20 protein-coding genes and 1 other RNA gene are annotated in these 16,257 nt (G+C 68.9%); 12 read left to right on the forward strand and 9 right to left on the reverse strand.

Features of this window, described 5'->3' with window-relative positions; translation table 11 throughout:
* Window positions 1–95 precede the first annotated feature (95 nt).
* On the reverse strand, window positions 96–659 hold the full coding sequence (locus ABZ406_RS12280) for a helix-turn-helix domain-containing protein (protein WP_357759469.1): 564 nt from the start codon (window positions 657–659) through the stop codon (window positions 96–98).
* An 87-nt stretch (window positions 660–746) separates the two neighbouring features.
* On the opposite strand from ABZ406_RS12280, the gene ABZ406_RS12285 reads away from it, so the two are divergent.
* On the forward strand, window positions 747–1,637 hold the full coding sequence (locus tag ABZ406_RS12285; protein WP_357759471.1) for an NmrA/HSCARG family protein: 891 nt from the start codon (window positions 747–749) through the stop codon (window positions 1,635–1,637).
* 148 nt (window positions 1,638–1,785) lie between these two features.
* On the opposite strand, the gene ABZ406_RS12290 is transcribed toward ABZ406_RS12285, so the two are convergent.
* A complete protein-coding gene (locus ABZ406_RS12290; protein WP_357759474.1) occupies window positions 1,786–2,247 on the reverse strand; it encodes a MarR family transcriptional regulator in 462 nt (153 codons plus the stop codon).
* A 54-nt stretch (window positions 2,248–2,301) separates the two neighbouring features.
* Between ABZ406_RS12290 and ABZ406_RS12295 the strand changes: the two genes are divergently transcribed.
* Window positions 2,302–3,525 (forward strand): MFS transporter, encoded by a 1,224-nt coding sequence (locus ABZ406_RS12295; protein ID WP_357759477.1) that lies wholly within the window; start codon window positions 2,302–2,304, stop codon window positions 3,523–3,525.
* A 153-nt stretch (window positions 3,526–3,678) separates the two neighbouring features.
* Here ABZ406_RS12295 and ABZ406_RS12300 read toward each other — a convergent pair whose 3' ends face one another.
* Window positions 3,679–4,440, reverse strand: coding sequence for a sulfite exporter TauE/SafE family protein (locus tag ABZ406_RS12300; RefSeq protein WP_357759480.1), 762 nt, complete (start codon window positions 4,438–4,440; stop codon window positions 3,679–3,681).
* 92 nt (window positions 4,441–4,532) lie between these two features.
* Between ABZ406_RS12300 and ABZ406_RS12305 the strand changes: the two genes are divergently transcribed.
* From ABZ406_RS12305 to rnpB, 3 genes are all read left to right on the forward strand, one after another.
* Complete coding sequence (locus tag ABZ406_RS12305) at window positions 4,533–4,817, forward strand: hypothetical protein (RefSeq protein ID WP_357759483.1); 285 nt, start codon at window positions 4,533–4,535, stop codon at window positions 4,815–4,817.
* Entirely contained in the window at window positions 4,814–5,200 is a 387-nt protein-coding gene (locus ABZ406_RS12310) for a hypothetical protein (RefSeq protein WP_357759486.1), read from the forward strand. Before ABZ406_RS12305 ends, ABZ406_RS12310 begins: the two co-directional genes overlap by 4 nt.
* 151 nt (window positions 5,201–5,351) lie before the next feature.
* An RNA gene (rnpB, locus tag ABZ406_RS12315) (RNase P RNA component class A) lies at window positions 5,352–5,768 on the forward strand.
* 40 nt (window positions 5,769–5,808) lie between these two features.
* On the opposite strand, the gene ABZ406_RS12320 is transcribed toward rnpB, so the two are convergent.
* Window positions 5,809–6,459, reverse strand: a complete 651-nt coding sequence (locus ABZ406_RS12320; protein ID WP_357759488.1) for a TetR/AcrR family transcriptional regulator — start codon at window positions 6,457–6,459, stop codon at window positions 5,809–5,811.
* A 57-nt stretch (window positions 6,460–6,516) separates the two neighbouring features.
* Between ABZ406_RS12320 and ABZ406_RS12325 the strand changes: the two genes are divergently transcribed.
* Window positions 6,517–7,347 (forward strand): SDR family NAD(P)-dependent oxidoreductase, encoded by an 831-nt coding sequence (locus ABZ406_RS12325; RefSeq protein WP_357759763.1) that lies wholly within the window; start codon window positions 6,517–6,519, stop codon window positions 7,345–7,347.
* Window positions 7,348–7,469: 122 nt separating this feature from the next.
* Window positions 7,470–7,793, forward strand: a complete 324-nt coding sequence (locus tag ABZ406_RS12330) for a nuclear transport factor 2 family protein (protein WP_357759491.1) — start codon at window positions 7,470–7,472, stop codon at window positions 7,791–7,793.
* A 366-nt stretch (window positions 7,794–8,159) separates the two neighbouring features.
* Here the strand turns inward: ABZ406_RS12330 and ABZ406_RS12335 are convergent, their stop codons facing one another.
* Complete coding sequence (locus ABZ406_RS12335; RefSeq protein ID WP_357759494.1) at window positions 8,160–8,351, reverse strand: hypothetical protein; 192 nt, start codon at window positions 8,349–8,351, stop codon at window positions 8,160–8,162.
* 498 nt (window positions 8,352–8,849) lie between these two features.
* Here ABZ406_RS12335 and ABZ406_RS12340 point away from each other — a divergent pair, with 498 nt between their 5' ends.
* Window positions 8,850–9,131, forward strand: coding sequence for a hypothetical protein (locus ABZ406_RS12340; protein ID WP_357759497.1), 282 nt, complete (start codon window positions 8,850–8,852; stop codon window positions 9,129–9,131).
* Complete coding sequence (locus tag ABZ406_RS12345; RefSeq protein WP_357759500.1) at window positions 9,106–9,744, forward strand: class I SAM-dependent methyltransferase family protein; 639 nt, start codon at window positions 9,106–9,108, stop codon at window positions 9,742–9,744. Before ABZ406_RS12340 ends, ABZ406_RS12345 begins: the two co-directional genes overlap by 26 nt.
* A gap of 68 nt (window positions 9,745–9,812) precedes the next feature.
* Here ABZ406_RS12345 and ABZ406_RS12350 read toward each other — a convergent pair whose 3' ends face one another.
* The 3 genes from ABZ406_RS12350 to ABZ406_RS12360 all read right to left on the reverse strand — a co-directional run bounded on the left by ABZ406_RS12350 (window position 9,813) and on the right by ABZ406_RS12360 (window position 12,036).
* Window positions 9,813–10,145, reverse strand: a complete 333-nt coding sequence (locus ABZ406_RS12350) for a hypothetical protein (protein WP_357759502.1) — start codon at window positions 10,143–10,145, stop codon at window positions 9,813–9,815.
* 315 nt (window positions 10,146–10,460) lie between these two features.
* Complete coding sequence (locus tag ABZ406_RS12355) at window positions 10,461–11,378, reverse strand: expansin EXLX1 family cellulose-binding protein (RefSeq protein WP_357759506.1); 918 nt, start codon at window positions 11,376–11,378, stop codon at window positions 10,461–10,463.
* A gap of 55 nt (window positions 11,379–11,433) precedes the next feature.
* Window positions 11,434–12,036 (reverse strand): TetR/AcrR family transcriptional regulator, encoded by a 603-nt coding sequence (locus ABZ406_RS12360; RefSeq protein ID WP_357759510.1) that lies wholly within the window; start codon window positions 12,034–12,036, stop codon window positions 11,434–11,436.
* 118 nt (window positions 12,037–12,154) lie between these two features.
* Here ABZ406_RS12360 and ABZ406_RS12365 point away from each other — a divergent pair, with 118 nt between their 5' ends.
* From ABZ406_RS12365 to ABZ406_RS12375, 3 genes are all read left to right on the forward strand, one after another.
* A complete protein-coding gene (locus ABZ406_RS12365) occupies window positions 12,155–12,988 on the forward strand; it encodes an SDR family oxidoreductase (protein WP_357759513.1) in 834 nt (277 codons plus the stop codon).
* A gap of 136 nt (window positions 12,989–13,124) precedes the next feature.
* Complete coding sequence (locus ABZ406_RS12370) at window positions 13,125–14,351, forward strand: epoxide hydrolase family protein (protein ID WP_357759516.1); 1,227 nt, start codon at window positions 13,125–13,127, stop codon at window positions 14,349–14,351.
* Window positions 14,352–15,293, forward strand: a complete 942-nt coding sequence (locus tag ABZ406_RS12375; protein ID WP_357759519.1) for a redoxin family protein — start codon at window positions 14,352–14,354, stop codon at window positions 15,291–15,293.
* 26 nt (window positions 15,294–15,319) lie between these two features.
* Here the strand turns inward: ABZ406_RS12375 and ABZ406_RS12380 are convergent, their stop codons facing one another.
* The gene (locus tag ABZ406_RS12380) at window positions 15,320–16,195 is read right to left on the reverse strand and encodes a transglutaminase domain-containing protein (RefSeq protein ID WP_357759522.1); all 876 of its coding nucleotides are present in this window, start codon (window positions 16,193–16,195) and stop codon (window positions 15,320–15,322) included.
* Window positions 16,196–16,257: the final 62 nt, after the last annotated feature.

The following is a 16,257-nucleotide window of genomic DNA, read 5'->3' on the forward strand; positions in this document are numbered from 1 at the left end:
CCTTCCGCGTCGATCATGGAGTTGTGGTGCCTGGTTGATGGCTGTTCACGGCAGTCGTCCCCCACCACAACTCCATGATCGACGAAGCGTGAGCCTCACCGGCCCTTGTGGACCGCCTCGCGCCGGTCCGCTGACCCGATTCCCTGTATGGCGTAGGTCAGCAGTTGTGCCGCCTTGGTCGCACCGATCGGTTGCGCCGCGAGCGAGATGCCGTTGGCGAGGATCATTAGGTCGGCCATGGTGATGTCGGGCCGTATCGAACCCTCGTCGACGGCTCGGCGGAGCAGTGGCTCACCGGCGGTGACGAGCATCGTGCCGCAGGCATCGGACTCCTCGGGGGGCTCGTTCAGGAGCGAATCCGCGAGGCCGCGGGTTGTCGTGGCGTACGCGGTGACCTCGTGCAGCCAGGTCGTCAGCGCGTCGTGGGCGTCCGGCGCGGCGAGCAGATCTCCGGCGCGCGCGGCCAGGTTGCGCACACACCCGCGGAAGACCGCCTGGAGCAGCGACCACCGGGTGGGGAAGTGCCGGTGCAGAGTCGCCGAACCCACCCCGGCGGATCGGGCGATCTCCTCCAGCGAGGCGTACGCGCCGTCGCGGGCGATCGCCTCGGAGGCCGCCTTGACGACGAGGTCGTAGTTGCGCTGCGCGTCCGCTCTCATGGCCCGCCTTGCAGAAGTGGGGTGGTCCCCCGTATCGTAGCCGACGGAAAGTGGGGGGACACCCCACTTGTTTCTGGGGGAGGCATCATGGCTGTTCTCGTCATCGGCGCGACAGGCAAGCAGGGCGGGGCCACGGCTCGGGCGCTGCTCGACCGTGGCGTTCCCGTTCGTGCCCTGGTCCGTGATCCCGGCGCCGACAGCGCCAAGGTTCTGCGGGATCGAGGTGCCGAACTGGTCACCGGCGACCTGGACGACGCCGACTCGCTGGTCGCCGCGGCGAACGGGATGGACGGCCTCTTCTCCATCCCGTATCCCGACGTGACGAACCTGCAGGGCGACGCCGAGGTGACCCGTGGCCGCAACGTCGTCGAGGCGGCGCGCCGGGCCGGTGTGTCGCACGTCGTGCACAGCAGCGTCTCGGGTGCCGGCGACTTCCACCGCAGCCAGCCGGGCTGGGCCGAGGGTCGGTGGGACAGGCACTACTGGGAGAGCAAGGCGGCGATCGACGAGATGGTCCGCTCGGGTGGCTTCGCGCACTGGACGGTACTAAAGCCCTCGACCTTCATGGAGAACCTCGTCGGCTGGTCCTACCTCTTCGGTGACTGGTCCACCGGCACGATCATCACGGGCTTCGCCGAAAACACGCGGATGCCCTGGATCGCCGTCGACGACATCGGCGAAGCCGCGGCGACAGCGTTCACCAACCCGGGAAGGCTCGACGGCCTGGACATCGAACTCGCTGGTGACCTGCTCACCATGACCGAGGTCGCGGCCATCCTGAGCGAGGTCACCGGCCGGGCGATCACCGCTCCCGTGCTCACCCCGCAGGAGGCCGTCGAGCGCGGCCTGCTGCCCGCCATGGTCAACACGGTCGAGCAGATCAACGAGATCGGCAGCCCCGCTCGTCCGGAGGCGGCCCGTGCTCTCGGCCTGCCGATCACCGACTTCCAAACGTGGGCGCGGCGCACGTTCTCCTGAAACCCGGTCGGTCGCGGACCCGCGCCGAGCGGCAAGATCGCGCCGATCTTGCACTTGCTGTCGTCGATATGACTGGAATACCTGTTGTGCCGCAACCGAAAGTGCAAGATCACCGAGCGGGGGGAGGCCGAGACACCGCCACGCCTGGTCAGCGGGGGCGGTTGCGGTTCACCAGGGCCTGGTTGAGGCGACCCAGCAGGGCCGCCAGGGTGTCTCGGTCCTCGGGGGTCCAGTCGGCGAGCATGTCGCCGTAGAGCCGGGTGCGGGCAGCCTGCACGGCGGCCATCCGCTGGAGACCGGCCGAGGTGGGGGAGATGACGGTGCCGCGGCCGTCCGACGGGTCCGGGGTACGGGTGATCAGGCCGTCGCGCTGGAGCGCTGACACCTGCCGGGTGACTGTCGAGCCGTCCAGGTTGAGTCGGGCGGCGAGCGCGGAGACGTTCTGCGGGCCGGCGTCGGACAGGTGGCGCAGGATGACGTACGCCGCGCGGTCCAGGACCCGGTGCTCGGCGGTGCCGGTGGCCCGCCGGGTGGCCTCGCCGAAGCGCATCAGCAGGGCCACCTCGGTCTCGATCCGGCCGAGGGCGCTCTCGTGGTGGTCATCGCTCATAGCTGTATGATACAGAATAAGTACCTGTACGATACAGCTATCTGAGGAGTCGGAGTGGATCGGCGTTCCGAACCGAACCGCAGTGCCATCTACGCCACCACACTCGTGGCCTTCCTGGCCATCGCCGGCATCGCCGTCGTCGACCCGATCCTGCCCGCCATCGGCGAGGCGATCGGGGTCACCGCCTGGCAGGTCGAGTTGCTGTTCACCGCGTACATCGCGGTCATGGCCCTCGGCATGATCCCGGCGACGCTGGCCAGCGGCCGGTTCGGCTTCAAGCCGGTGCTCATCACCGGCGTCTCGGTGGTCGGCCTCGCCGCGATCCTCGCCTCGTTCAGCTCCACCATCGTGCAGCTGTCAGTGCTGCGCGGCGTCTGGGGGCTGGGCAACGCGATGTTCTTCGCCACCGCCATGGTGGTGCTCGTCAACCTGGCCGTCGACCGGGAATGGGTGGTGGGCCTGTTCGAGACAGCCCTGGGCCTCGGCTTCGCCGTCGGACCGCTGATCGGCGGCCTGCTCGGCGAGGTCAGCTGGCGGCTGCCGTTCTTCGTCTGCGGCGTCTTCATGGTCCTCGCCCTCGGCGTGGCCTCCCGCAAACTCCGCGAACCCACCAACCGACAGGCACCGGTACGCGTCGGCCAGATCTTCGCCACCTACCGCCGCCCGGCGTTCATCGCCCTCTGCGCGGTCACCGCCGCGTACAACTTCGTGTTCTTCGTGGTGCTCGGCTACACCCCGCTCTTCCTCAAGCTGGACATCATCCCGCTGGGGCTCGCGTTCACCGGCTGGGGTCTCGGCCTGGCCACCGGCATCCTGGTGATCGGTCACCGGCTGGCCCACCGCATCGGCGCGGTGCAGACCGTCGGCGTGGCCATCGCCGGGCTGCTGGTCTGCATGGTCCTCTTCGCGACCTCCACCAGCACCGCCGAGGCGCTCGTGGTGCTGGTCCTCGCCGGACTCTGCATGGGACTGGCCAACGCCAACCTCACCGACCTGGCACTCGGCCTCGGCTCCAGTGACAGGCGCGTCGCCACCGGCGCGTTCAACCTGGTCCGCTGGGGCGCCGCCGCACCGGCACCGATCATCTCCGGCAAGCTCGCCGAGCAGTCGTTGGCGCTGCCGTTCTGGGTCGGCTTCGGGGTGCTCGCCGTCGGAGTGCTCGTCTACCTGGCCTTCGCGCACGTGATGGCCGCCGGCTACGGCGAACGGGTCCTGTGGTCCCGCTGGAACCGCGCCGCCGCCGACACCGAACACGAGCCCGCCGGCGAAACCTACTGACCGCCGGCGCTCGCCCCGGCTCAACCTCAAGATCCGCGCACTTCCGGGGAAACTGCTGCCTCGCCGCCGGCTGAGGCGGCACTCTCCCTGACGTTGCGTGGATCTTGGGAGGGCGCGGACGCCTGGCCGGGTGTTGGCGTGCGGGCGGGCGGCTCAGTGCAGAGCGCGCCAGAGCAGGTACAGGCCGATCGTCGTGCCGAACACCACGATCAGCGTCTTGAGCACCACCGGCGGCAGCCGACGGACGAGCCGAGCGCCCGCGTACCCCCCAATGAGGGTGGCCGGCGCGACCACCGCGACCGCCGCCCAGTTCAAGGGGCCGAACAGTGCGAACACCACGAGCGTCGTGAACCCCACCACCGCCGACAGCAGATTCTTGATGGCGCTCACCCGGGCCAGGGTCGCGTCCAGCACCAGAGCCAGCCCGGCCACCAGCATCACCCCGAGCGCCGCACCGAAGTAACCCCCGTACACCGCGCCGAGGGCGACCATCGTCTGCACCGCCACCGTCCGCCGGCGTGGCGACAGATCCCGGGGATGGCCGACCAGCCGGCGCAGCGGGTCCTGAAAGGCCAGGACCGCTGTCGCGCCGAGAACCAGAAAGGGTACGACCAGCTCGAACGCACGGGCCGGAGTCGCCAACAGCAGCAACGCCCCGACGATCGTGCCCGCGATGGTGGTGGGCACCAGCGTGGCCAGCGCGCGTGGTCGCGGCAGATCCTGCCGGCTGCCCGCCACACTGGCCAGGTAACCCGGGAAGACAGCGACGGAGTTGCTGACGTTCGCCGGCACCGGAGGCAACCCGATCGCGATCATCGCCGGAAACGTGATCAGCGAACCACCACCGGCCACCGCGTTGACAGTGCCAGCGGCGAGACCGGCGGCGAGCAGCAGCGCGGCGTGGGAGAGATCCATAGCCCTACGAGGCTAGTACGCGCGCCGAACCCGTCGTGAGCTGGCCGGCGAGGCGGAACAGGGCGGCGGTATACCGGTAGTATACTCCGGTCGTGGATACCACGATCAAAGTCGACACCGAGGTACGCGACCGCTTGGCGCTCCTGGCGAACGAACGCGGGACGACAATGCGCGACCTCGTCGCCCAGCTCACCCAGGCGGCACTCACCGCCGAGGAACTGCGCGACCGCGCGGCGCGTGCAGAGCAGTACGTCCGGCTCAAGATCGATGCCGACCTCAGCGCCGACGACCTCACTCGGGGCGAGGACGTCTGGGCGGCTGTCGAGGCTGGCAATGTCCCGGAATCCCTGGCCGAAGATGGCCGGCGGGCGGCGTGAACGAGGCTGCGGTCATCCTCGATCACACAGCGTTGCTCGCGCTCGGTGCCGGCAACTCGGCGCTCTCCGGGCTCGTGGTCACCGCACACCGGGGTGCGGGGCGGCACGTCCACGTGCCGGCGCTCTGCCTTGCCGCAGCCACCTCCACCCGCCCGGCCGTGGGAGAGCACATCGGTGCCCTACCAGCGCTGGAGGTCGTCGAGCTGGGCTACGCGACCGCTCTGCTGGTGGGGCGCCTGCTGCGTCAAGGTGTGGACTGGCAGCTAGCCCATGCCGCCGCGCTGGGACGTCCCGACGCCGAGTGGCCCACCGGGCGGCCGGTCCTCACCGAGTTGCCGAAGGCGTACGCCGGAACCGGTGTCGTGACGATCAGCGTGAGCTGACCGGGCGCTCCCCATGTCCGTCCCCACGGCGCGCTGCCCAGCGGGCCGGGTCTGTCGAAGGCCCCACCGCGGGGCAGGTCTGCGCGGGCACCCGCCCTGCGGGGCGGCAACAGGCGTGCCGGCGGCGTCGTTAGGATGAGAGCGCGACGGACGAGTCGACCGGGCGGCCGCGTCGGCGGGCTTCGGCCCGCCGCCGAGGAACGTCCGGACTCCACAGGGCAGGGTGGTTGTTAACGGCAACCCGGGGCGACCCGCGGGACAGTGCCACAGAAAACAGACCGCCGACCCCCAACGGGGACGGTAAGGGTGAAACGGTGGGGTAAGAGCCCACCAGCACCCCGGGTGACCGGGGTGGCTCGGTAAACCCCACCCGGAGCAAGGCCAAGCAAGGGGCGTCACCGCTAGATGACGACCCGGCGCAGACGCTTGAGGGCTGCCCGCCCGATGTCTGCGGGTAGGCCGCTGGAGCCTGCCGGCAACGGCAGGCCGAGATGGATGGCCGCCGCCGGCGCAAACCCCTAGGGGTACGCGCCGCGCACAGAATCCGGCGTACAGGTCGACTCGTCCGTCGCCCACCAGCTCAGAGCCCCTGGAAATCGGTCGCTCGACTAGTGGGCCAGACGGTCCAGTAGCTCGCCGAGCAGCGCGTGTTCGCCAGGGGTGAGGTCGCCCTGATCGTCGCCGACCAGCGCACGCAGCGTCAGTGCGGCGCTCGCACGAGTCGCGCGGGCGTCCGTGGGGAGCAGGCGCAGGACTCCGGCCAGCGCGGCCTCGCGAACGCGTCCGGACAGCCCGAAATCCGGTTCCGGCTGGCTGATCAAGGTGAGCGTGATGCCGACATTGGCCGCCAACACCTGTTCGGCGGCATCGGCCGCCGGCACCTTGAGCAGGTCTCGGGCGGCGGTCAACCGCTCGCGCAACGCGGCGTGCGCGGGAGCGGTGACGGCGCAGGGCTTTCCCGGCTGGGCGCGGCCGTAGAGCAGCCCGTAGAACGACGGGTGCTCCAGCCCGAACTGCACGTGCCTGTCCCAGCCCTCGCGCAGGTCGTCCAGCGGGTCGCCAGAGCTTTCGATCGCCGTGTACTGGGTGAAGCCGTGGCTCGCCACGGCGTCGATCAGGCCCTGCTTGCTGCCGAAGTGGTGGTACAGCGTCGGGGCCTGCACCCCGGCCCGATCGCACACCGCCCTCGTGGACACCGTGCCGCCGCTCTCCAGCAACTCCGCTGCGGCGAGCAGGAGCCGATCCCGTGCGTTCTGCATGGTTGCTACATTACCTCATGTAGCGCTACATTGCTTTCTATAGCGAAGGGAGAAGTCATGAAGACTTGGTTCATCACGGGTGGGACCCCCGGCGGGTTCGGCCTGGTCTATGCCGAAGCTGCCCTGGAGTTGGGCGATCAGGTGGTGGTGACCGCGCGTCGGCCTTCTGAACTGCGAGAGTGGGCTGAACCGCACGGCGACCGTGTGTTGGTCCTCCAGCTCGACGTCACCGATACCGACCAGGTGCGTGCGGCGGTCAAGACGGCCGAAGAGCGGTTCGGCGGGATCGATGTGCTCGTCAACAGCGCGGGCCGTGGCTGGTACGGCTCGATCGAGGGCGCCCCTCAGGAGACGATCCGCCGTACGTTCGACCTCAACCTGTTCGCCGTGGTCGAGGTGGTGCGCGCGGTCCTGCCCGGTATGCGGGCACGCGGCAACGGCTGGATCGTCAACATGTCGTCGGTGGCGGGCCTCGTCGGCGCACAGGGGTTCGGCTACTACGCGGCGGCAAAGTTCGCTGTCGAAGGACTGTCGGAAACACTGCGCCAGGAAGTTGAGCCGTTCGGTGTCCGCGTGCTCGTCGTAGAGCCGGGAGCGTTCCGCACGAAGGCCTTCACCTACTTCCGAAACGAGGACGTCAACGAGGTCGTCGACGCCTACGTGCCGATGGTCGAGGGCGTCAAGGCGGCGTTCGTGGACCACAACGGCAAGCAGGCAGGAGACCCTGTTCGTGGAGTGCAGGCCGTGATCAGCGCGATGAACGCACCCGTTCCACCCAAGCGAATCGTGCTCGGCAACTCCGGCTACGACGTTGTTGTAGAGATGCACGAGAACGCCCTCGCGGAGCTGCGCGCGAACGAGAAGCTCTCCCGCGGAGCGGACTTCTGAGCCGGTTGCCCGAAGTCGTGACTGTGCCTCGCGGAAGTCGACCTTGCCGCGAAGCGTTCGCGCCGCAGAGACCTGCCAGCACGCGCCCGCGTCCTGGCACCCGAGAAAACTGGAGAGCAGAAATGAACGACATCACCCTCCCCAAGGCCGTCGACAACTTCATCGCGGCCACAAACGCGCACGACGCAAAGGCGCTGGCTGCGGTCTTCGGCGACGGGGCCACAGTGCGCGATGACGGGAAGAGCTGGACCGGTGAGACCGAGATCAGCGAGTGGATTCAGGGGCACCTGATCGACCCGAAGGTCGTTCTCACGCCGACCTCGTTCGCTGACGATCGGCTGGTCGCCTCCGGGGACGGTGATTTTCCCGGCGGGCCTCTGTCGTTCGCGTTTGTGTTCGACATCACTGACGACCAGGTGACCGACCTCGCGATCGAGCCCGTCTGACTCGTCACCGGCCGGGGCTGCCTGAGTACGGCATCAACCGGCCGTGGGCGGGGGCGCTGTTCGTCGGTCGAACCCCTGCTGATCACGGCATTCCCGCAGGACGATGACGGAACCACGTCTGCGGCTGTCCGGCCTCGTCGATCATGGAGTTATGGTGCCTGACGTAGGGCGATACGGGCACTTTGTCACCCACCACAACTCCATGATCGACGAGGCGGAGGGCGGTTGAGCTGGATCCTGTGTGTCTCACTCGACCGGAGTGCGGAGGGAGAGGTATGCGGTGGAACTGTCCAGCTTCGAGCCCATCGCCACAGCTTCCGGTAGCCGGCAAGGTCTTTGTGGTCGAGCGGGCTTCGTCCTGCCGGGTCAGTCCTCGTCAGCCGGGCCGGGCCGGTTCTTGGCGATCCACCCCCGGACGGCCGTGCCATCCCAGACGCGGCCCATGCTCAAGGTGGCGAGGGGGTCAGGGAATCCCTTGCGGCCCACAATGATCGTGGCGCGCTGCTTGCTGATCCCGCCAAGCAAGTCTCGGATCTCATCCAGCCCAAGCAACTCCACGATGTGACCGTAGGAGCCCAGGGAGTTGCACCAAGATAAACAGGGTCCGACAACTCCTTAGGGGGTTGCCCTCGTACAACGGCTTGTGATGCCATGGGTGGATGGCCCGACGTGTGCTGTATGGCGAGTACCTGGCAGCGGTAGCGATGACCCTGGCTCGCAGACACAGGCCGGTGTGGTCGTGGGTGAGGTGGCGGAACGTCTGCAGGTGCGGCAACGGGCTGCCGTGTCGGGCCAGACACAAGATCCCGATCAAGCTCGGCCACCGGCCAGGTGAGGGCCGATGACCGTGCACGGACTGGTTCTCCCGGTGTGGCTGTGTGGGACGTGCGACCGGCCCTGGCCCCGTGCGAACCGCCGGGCGGAACTGCTGGGGGAGTGCGCCACGTCGCCGGCTGCGTTGACCGACCACCTCGGGTCGCGCCTCACCGCAGGCTGGCAGGACATGTCCGGGGTTCTCGCCGAAACGGTGTACCGCAGGTTCCTCGGGTGGCTGTCATGAAGCCGGGAGACGTGGTGCTGATCGGGGCGGCCTGCTCGGTGCAGTTCTCGGGGGACCGGGCGTTGATGCTGCGACTGATGTCGATCGGCGAGGCCGACCCGTACAACGACTGGATCTGGCTGACCGGGTACGTGCTGAACGAGAGAGGCACGGCTCTGGCAAAGCGTGAGCTGTACGTCTTGAGGGCCGGGTTGCGCATCCAGCGGCGAAGCGCACCGCCCCGGCCCGCCCATCCGGTGGCAGCATGGTCCGGTGACCGCTGCTACCGACTGGCATGACTGGCACCTGCCCTACGACGACGACACGTCGCCGCTGTCGCGCAGGCTGCGGCTCGTGCAGCAGCACATCAACGACTGGCTTGACCGACGATCGGACTCCTCGCTCCGGGTCGTCAGTGTGTGCGCGGGACAGGGGCGTGACCTCATCGGCGCCCTCGCGCCGCGGCCGGACGCTGATCGGGTACACGCGGAGCTGATCGAGTACGACCCTCGCAACGTGGCCGCCGCTCGGCTGGGCATTGCCGCCGTCACGCTCACCGGGTTCACGGCCACCGAAGCCGATGCGGGTGACTTCACGGCATACCGGACGGCTGCCCCTGCCGATCTGGTCGTCCTCGCCGGGGTGTTGGGCAACATCAGCGATGAGGACGTCCGGGCAACTGTCGACGCCCTGCCTCGACTGTGCGCCTCCAACGCCACGGTGATCTGGACCAGGACCAGGCGCGATCCTGATCTGACCCCGGCGATACGCGGCTGGTTCGCCGCCGCCGGCTTCGCCGAGGAGGCCTTCCACGCGCCGTCCGACGTGCTGTTCTCTGTTGGCGTTCATCGGTTTCACGGTCAACCCCGGGCGGCGCCACCGAGCGGCAGAATCTTCACCTTCGCGGTGTGAGGCTCACCTGGGCTGCGCCTGCCATGGATAGGTCCGATGGTACGGGGGCCGAGGTGCGGCGGTGACTGCTACCAGATCTGTGCGCGCTCGTCGATGAACCGAGGCGGCTCGCCGAGGAAGGTGTCGGGCGGAACTGCGCCGTGCGCCAGGTTGAGCGTGTCCAGGCGGTACAACCAGGCACCACCACTCATCCCGACGAACCGGTAGTTGATCTGCCAGCGCAGCCATTCGCCCTCGGCGAGGCGCACCGCAGGCGGCCGGCGGTGACGGCGCGGCATTCCCCAGGCCGACGCGAGCAGTTCAACCCGGAGCCGGCCGTCCGCCAGCCGGAGACGCACCTCGCTCCCGTACGTCGGGCTGCTCAGGCTTTCGCGCGGCGCGAAGCCATCGGCCTCCGCCATAGTGATCTCCTGGGTGAGCGGCGCCGCCCGCGCCGGCAGGGGAAACGACACCGGTACGGCGTTACGCCGGGTCGCCTCGACTCCACCGCGCGAACGTCTGGTCCACGACGTGCGAACCCACTGCACCACAGCATCCACACGGCGATGCTCGGTCGCTACCGGTCTTGCCGCAACCCGGATTCGCGCCCACTCGGCTTTCATGAAATCGGGCTGTCCGACGGCTGGGATGGGCCGACTTCCTGAAAGCCGAGTGGATCGACGGTCATCCGGGCTCGAACGACGGCGATGCGGCGGGCTACCTGACCGTGAGGACGTTCAACAGCGGGGGCGGTCGAGTGGCGCGGCGCCGGCGAGGGCTTCGACTGTCGTCGTGGGTGCGACCGATTCGGTCGGAGTCGGCGAGGGAACAGCGCTCGGGGTCAACGAAGCCGTGGGTGAACTGCTGGGCGTGGGGGAGGCGCTGGCGAGGGTGGCCGTGCTGCGTTGCACCTGCTTCGTGACCAGGCGGATGCCGGTGGCGGTCGCCTGGCGGCCGTACACGTCGGTGACCCTGATGTTGTAGGGCCCGGGGCCGATCCCGCCGTCGATGGTCCAGTGGTTGTCGCTCTGCCGGGCGGCCTTGCGGAAGCCGCCCGCCGGCCCCTTCGCCTCGACCGACCGGAGCGGGTTGCCGTGGTTGCCCACCTGCACGGCTAACCAGTGCGTCGAGGCGCCGCCCTTCATCCGGAAGGTGAGGCCCCCGTCGAGCGGCGGGTTCACCACCGCCCGGTACGAGACGGAGGCGATGCCCTGCGACCGGTCGGCGATCCTGGTGAACGCCTCGGTGGAAAGGTCGATCTTGCTGGGTCCGCAGCCGCCGCACTGGTCCATGACCATGACCCGGACTGTGCCCTTCGGGCCGCTCACCTCCAGGTAACTGCCACAGGCCGCCGATCCGGAGTACTGGGATGCGCCGAGAGCCACGTAGAGCCGGTCCGCCGGGGGGCCCGGGAAGGAGCAGTTGCCACCCGAGCGGCCCGCGTCGTAGAAGCTGGCTTTTCCCTTGTGGACGGCGTTGCCGGTGGGCGGCGCGGCGCAGGCCGGGGTGGCGCCGCCGCGCACGGCGAGGGTGATGCCGAGTACGGCGGCCAGGGCGGTGACTCCGGCGCCGGCCAACCAGTGCCGGACCCGTCGACCCAACCGGGGCGTGCTGGCGGGGGTGTGGTTGTCGGGGGCCGAGCCTGGTGCCGTCACGGCGTCTGATGTTGCCGCACCGTGCTGCGGCAAGGCAAAGCCGTCCCACCGACAGTCACTCGCCGGATCGGCGGGGGCGCAGTCCGTTGAGGGCGGTGCTGACGACGAGGTCGGCGTATTCGGCGGTGAGCGGCCCACTGCGGTGCAGCCAGCGGTTGAGTATCGGTCCCCAGATCAGGTCCACTGCCACGCCGAGGTCGACGTCGTCGGCGATCTGACCGGCCTGCTGGGCGCTGCGCAGGCGTTGCCGCTTGGCAGCCTTCAAGGGCCCGTCCAGGCGTTCGGCGTACGCCGCTGCCAGCTCGGGGTCGTGCGCGATTTCGGTGGCCAGCGCGCGCATCGGTTGCTCGTACCGGGGATCGTTCATTTCCTCGACTGTCGCGCGCAGCACCGCTGTCAGGTCCGCCGCGAGGTCGCCGGTGTCCGGCAGTGCCGGCGGTCCGCCTTCGGTGGTCTCGCTGAGCAGGAGGAAGGCGTCGAAGATGACAGCGCCCTTCGACGGCCACCAGCGGTAGATGGTCTGTTTGCCGACGCCGGCCCGCGCGGCGATGCCCTCGATGCTGAGCTTCGCGTACCCCATCTCCTGAAGCAGGTCGAAGGCAGCGGTGAGGATGGCCCGTCGGGAGGTCTCGTTCCGGCGGGCCGTGTTGGGCGTCATGGGGCGAACGATACCAGCGTACGAGACGAACCGTCTCGTCTTGACGATGCTGGAGTCACGGGCCTAGTCTCGGGCCATTGCGAGACGGACCGTCTCGTCTTGAGAATTGGAGGATCATATGCGTACCTGGTTCATCACCGGCGCCAGCCGCGGCCTGGGCCGCGCGTTCGCCGACACCGCCCTCGGTCGGGGTGACCGGGTGGTCGCCGCCGCCCGGACCATCGCCCAGGCCGACTTCGACGAGACGTACGCCGATCGGCTGCTGGCCCTGACCCTGGACGTGACCGACCGGGCGGCGGTCATCGCCGCCGTGAACACCGCCGTCGCGCGCTTCGGCCGGCTCGACGTCGTCGTCAACAACGCCGGAACCCTGTCCATGGGCATGATCGAAGAGTTCACCGAGGCCGAGGCGCGCGCCCAGTTCGAGGTCAACCTGTTCGGCGCGCTCTGGGTCAGTCAGGCAGTGCTGCCGCACCTGCGCGCCCAACGGTCCGGCCACATCGTGCAGATCTCCAGCATCGCCGCGCTCGGCGGCTTCCCGAGCACCGGTCTGTACAGCGCGAGCAAGTTCGCACTGGAAGGCATGAGCGAGGCGTTGGCGATGGAGGCGGCGGTCTTCGACGTCACGGTCAGCATGGTGCAGCCGGGCGGTTACTGGACCGACCTCTACACGAGCGTGCGCGCCACCACCCCGATGGACGCCTACGCGCCACTGCGCGCCGAACTGGAGCGGCAGTGGGCGGAAGGCTCCGTCGACAGCGAACCCCGACTCGCCGCCGAGGCGTTGCTGCGACTGGTCGACAGCGACGACCCGCCGCTGCGGCTCCTGCTCGGGAGCATGGTCTACGACCTGGCGTTCGACATCGCCCGACGGCGGATGGACACCTGGGCGAGTTGGGAGCAGGTCAGCCGCGCCGCCGAGCACGCCGTCGCAGCCCCCGGGACGCGGTGACGAGCCGTATCGCCACGGGCCCGGGGTACGGCGTTCTACGCTCCGAGATATGGCGGCGGCGTGCCCATTTCGAGATGGCGCACAGGCCCACCATTTCTCCTCGCGAGGCGCAAACCTAGACGGAGAGGAAACACGCATGGCTGTCAAAACCAAGACTCGTCCCGGCACCACGGAGATTCGGCCGTTCTCGGTCGACATTCCGCAGGCCGACCTCGATGACCTGAAGAGGCGCATCACTGCCACCCGGTGGCCGGACAAGGAAACGGTGGACGACCAGTCGCAGGGCGTGCCACTCGCGACCATTCAGGCCGTCGCCCGCTACTGGGAGAAGGAGTACGACTGGCGCAAGATCGAGGCCCGACTGAACGCCGTGCCGCAGTTCATGACCACCATCGACGGCGTGGACATCCACTTCATCCACGTGCGTTCGAAGCACGAGGACGCGCTGCCGCTGATCGTCACCCACGGGTGGCCCGGTTCGGTGATCGAGCAGTTGAAGATCATTGAACCGCTCACCGATCCCACGGCGCACGGCGGGAGCGCGTCGGACGCCTTCCACCTGGTGATCCCGTCGCTGCCCGGCCACGGCTTCTCCGCTAAGCCGACCGAGTCGGGGTGGAACCCGCAGAAGATCGCGACCGCCTGGGCGGAGCTGATGAAGCGGCTCGGCTACGACCGGTTCGTCGCGCAGGGCGGCGACTGGGGCGCGGTGATAGTGGACCAGATGGGCATCCAGGCGCCTCCGGAGCTGCTCGGTATCCACACCAACATGCCAGGCGCCGTCCCACCCGAGATCGACCTGCTGTTCCAGGGCGACACCACCGGCGCGAACAACGCCATGGGCTCACTGCCATCAGGGCTCTCGAACGACGAGATGCGGGCCGCCGAGGAAGTCAACTTCGTCTGGAAACACGTCGCGTACGCCCTCATGATGGCGACCCGGCCGCAGACACTCACCGGGCTGGCGGATTCTCCGGTCGGCCTGGCGTCCTTCCTGCTCGACCACGACGCGAAGAGTCTGGCCCTTATCGCGCAGGTCTTCGACGGGGCGAAAGCGGGCCTCACCCGCGACGACATCCTCGACAACATCTCGCTCTACTGGTTGACGAACACGGCGGTCTCCGCGTCCCGTCTGTACGCGGAGAACAAGCTGTCGTTCTTCGCCGCGAAGGGTGTCAATGTCCCGGTCGCGGTGAGCGTCTTCCCCGACGAGTTGTACGAGGCGCCGCAGAGTTGGGCCGAGCAGGCCTATTCCAACCTCATCTACTACAACAAGCTCGACGTGGGTGGGCACTTCGCGGCCTGGGAACAGCCGAAAATCTTCTCCGAGGAGCTTCGCACCGCCTTCCGGTCGCTGCGCTAGATGGCAGTGCACCTGCCCCCGCTCACCGGGGCGGCCGAGTGGCTCAACTCCGCGCCACTCGGCCCCGCCGACCTCGGTGGGCGCGTCGTCCTGGTCAACTTCTGGACGCTCACCTGCATCAACTGGCTGCGTCAGGAGCCGTACGTGCGGGCCTGGTCGCAGGCGTACCGGGACGACGGGCTCGTCGTCGTCGGGGTGCACACACCGGAGTTCGCGTTCGAGCACGACGTCGACTGGGTGCGGCGCGCGGTGGCGGCCCGGTCGATCGACTACCCGGTGGCCGTCGACAACGACTACGCCATCTGGAGTGCGTTCGACAACCACTACTGGCCGGCGCTCTACTTCGTCGACAGCGACGGCGTCATCAGCGACGAGCACTTCGGCGAGGGACGCTACGAGCAGTCCGAGCGGGTGCTCCAGCGCCTGCTCGGCATCGAGCGGGATCCCGTACCCGTCAAGGGGCTCGGCCCGGAGGCGGACGCCGACTGGGCCAACCTGCGGACACCCGAGACGTACCTCGGTTTCGATCGCGGCGAACACTTCGCGTCGCCGAACGGCCCCGCGCTCGACGAACGCCGCGGCTACCAGGTGCCGGAAAGCCTCGGCCTCAACCAGTGGGCGCTGTCGGGGGAGTGGACGATCGGCTCGGAGAACGTGGTGCTGGACCAGGCCGGTGGCGGCATCGCCTTCCGGTTCCACGCCCGCGACGCCCATCTCGTGCTGGCACCCGGAGCGGGCCGGTCGATTCCGTTCCGCGTGCTGCTCGACGGCGCGGCCCCCGGCCCGTCACACGGCGTCGACGTCGACGAGGACGGCAACGGCGTACTCCAGGACGGTCGCCTCCACCAGCTCGTCCGGCAGAACGGCGCGGTCGCTGAGCGGACGTTGGAGATCACGTTCGACGAGCCCGGCGCCGAGGCCTACGCCTTCACCTTCGGATAGTCGAAGCCAGGCACCGCCCCGGCCGTTCAGCGGCGCAGGTCGGCAACGCTGACGGTGCCGGAGACCGGTGACATGGTGTGCACCTGCGGCCCGGGGCGGAGTCGGGCGTCGGCGGCGTACCTGTCGGCGAGGGCCTTCTCCGCGGCCTCGTCACCGTCGTCGGCGGCGAGCAGCATCGCGGCGATCTCGTCCACGAGAGTGAGATCGGCGGTGCTGAGGTCCTCGGTCATCGCGCCGAAGCGGTCCCAGAGCAGCAACTCGTCCTTCTGCCGGTGCGCCAGCTCGATCAGGACGTAGTCGTGGATGAGCCAGTCCCCCCGGATCGGCAGCTCCGGGCTCACGCCGTACACGTCGGGGTCGATCGTCCCGGCCCGGTACGCCGACCACGCCCGCGCCGCCGAGTCGAAGAGCCCGGCCTTCGGGTCGATGTCGTAGCCGTCGAACCCCCAGTCGCCGGCCGGGTCGACCTCCGGGTCGGCCCACACCCACCGGTCGCCGTTCCAGTACTCCACCAGCACATGGTCGAGGTGCCAGCCGGGCACGAAGTACGAGGCGAAACCGACCCGGCTGCGACTGGGAATGCCGTGCTGACGCAGCACCGCCACCGACAGCAACGTGTGGTCCCGACAGCAGCCGGCCACCCGATCCACGGCCGGACGCTCGGCGGCCAGAGGCAGCGGAAATCGGGACTGGTCGGTGTCGAGGATGCGGCCCACCCAGCGGCAGTTGACCTCCTCGAGCCGGTCGGGAGGCAACTCGACGCCACCGGCACGGTAGTGCACGATCACGTTGCGGGCGGTCGCCGCCACCGAGGCAATGTCGGCCGGGACGGCGTCGAGCAGCGCGGCATGCCGCCCGGGATCGCTGTACGGGGAGTGCTGCCGGTAGTCATCGATGTTCATGCGACGAGCATGCCCTCCTGCGCCGTACCCGTGGGGTCGGCCGGCCTGCAATATCGTCGATT

The organism is Micromonospora sp. NPDC005710 (assembly GCF_040630995.1).
GTDB lineage: Bacteria > Actinomycetota > Actinomycetes > Mycobacteriales > Micromonosporaceae > Micromonospora.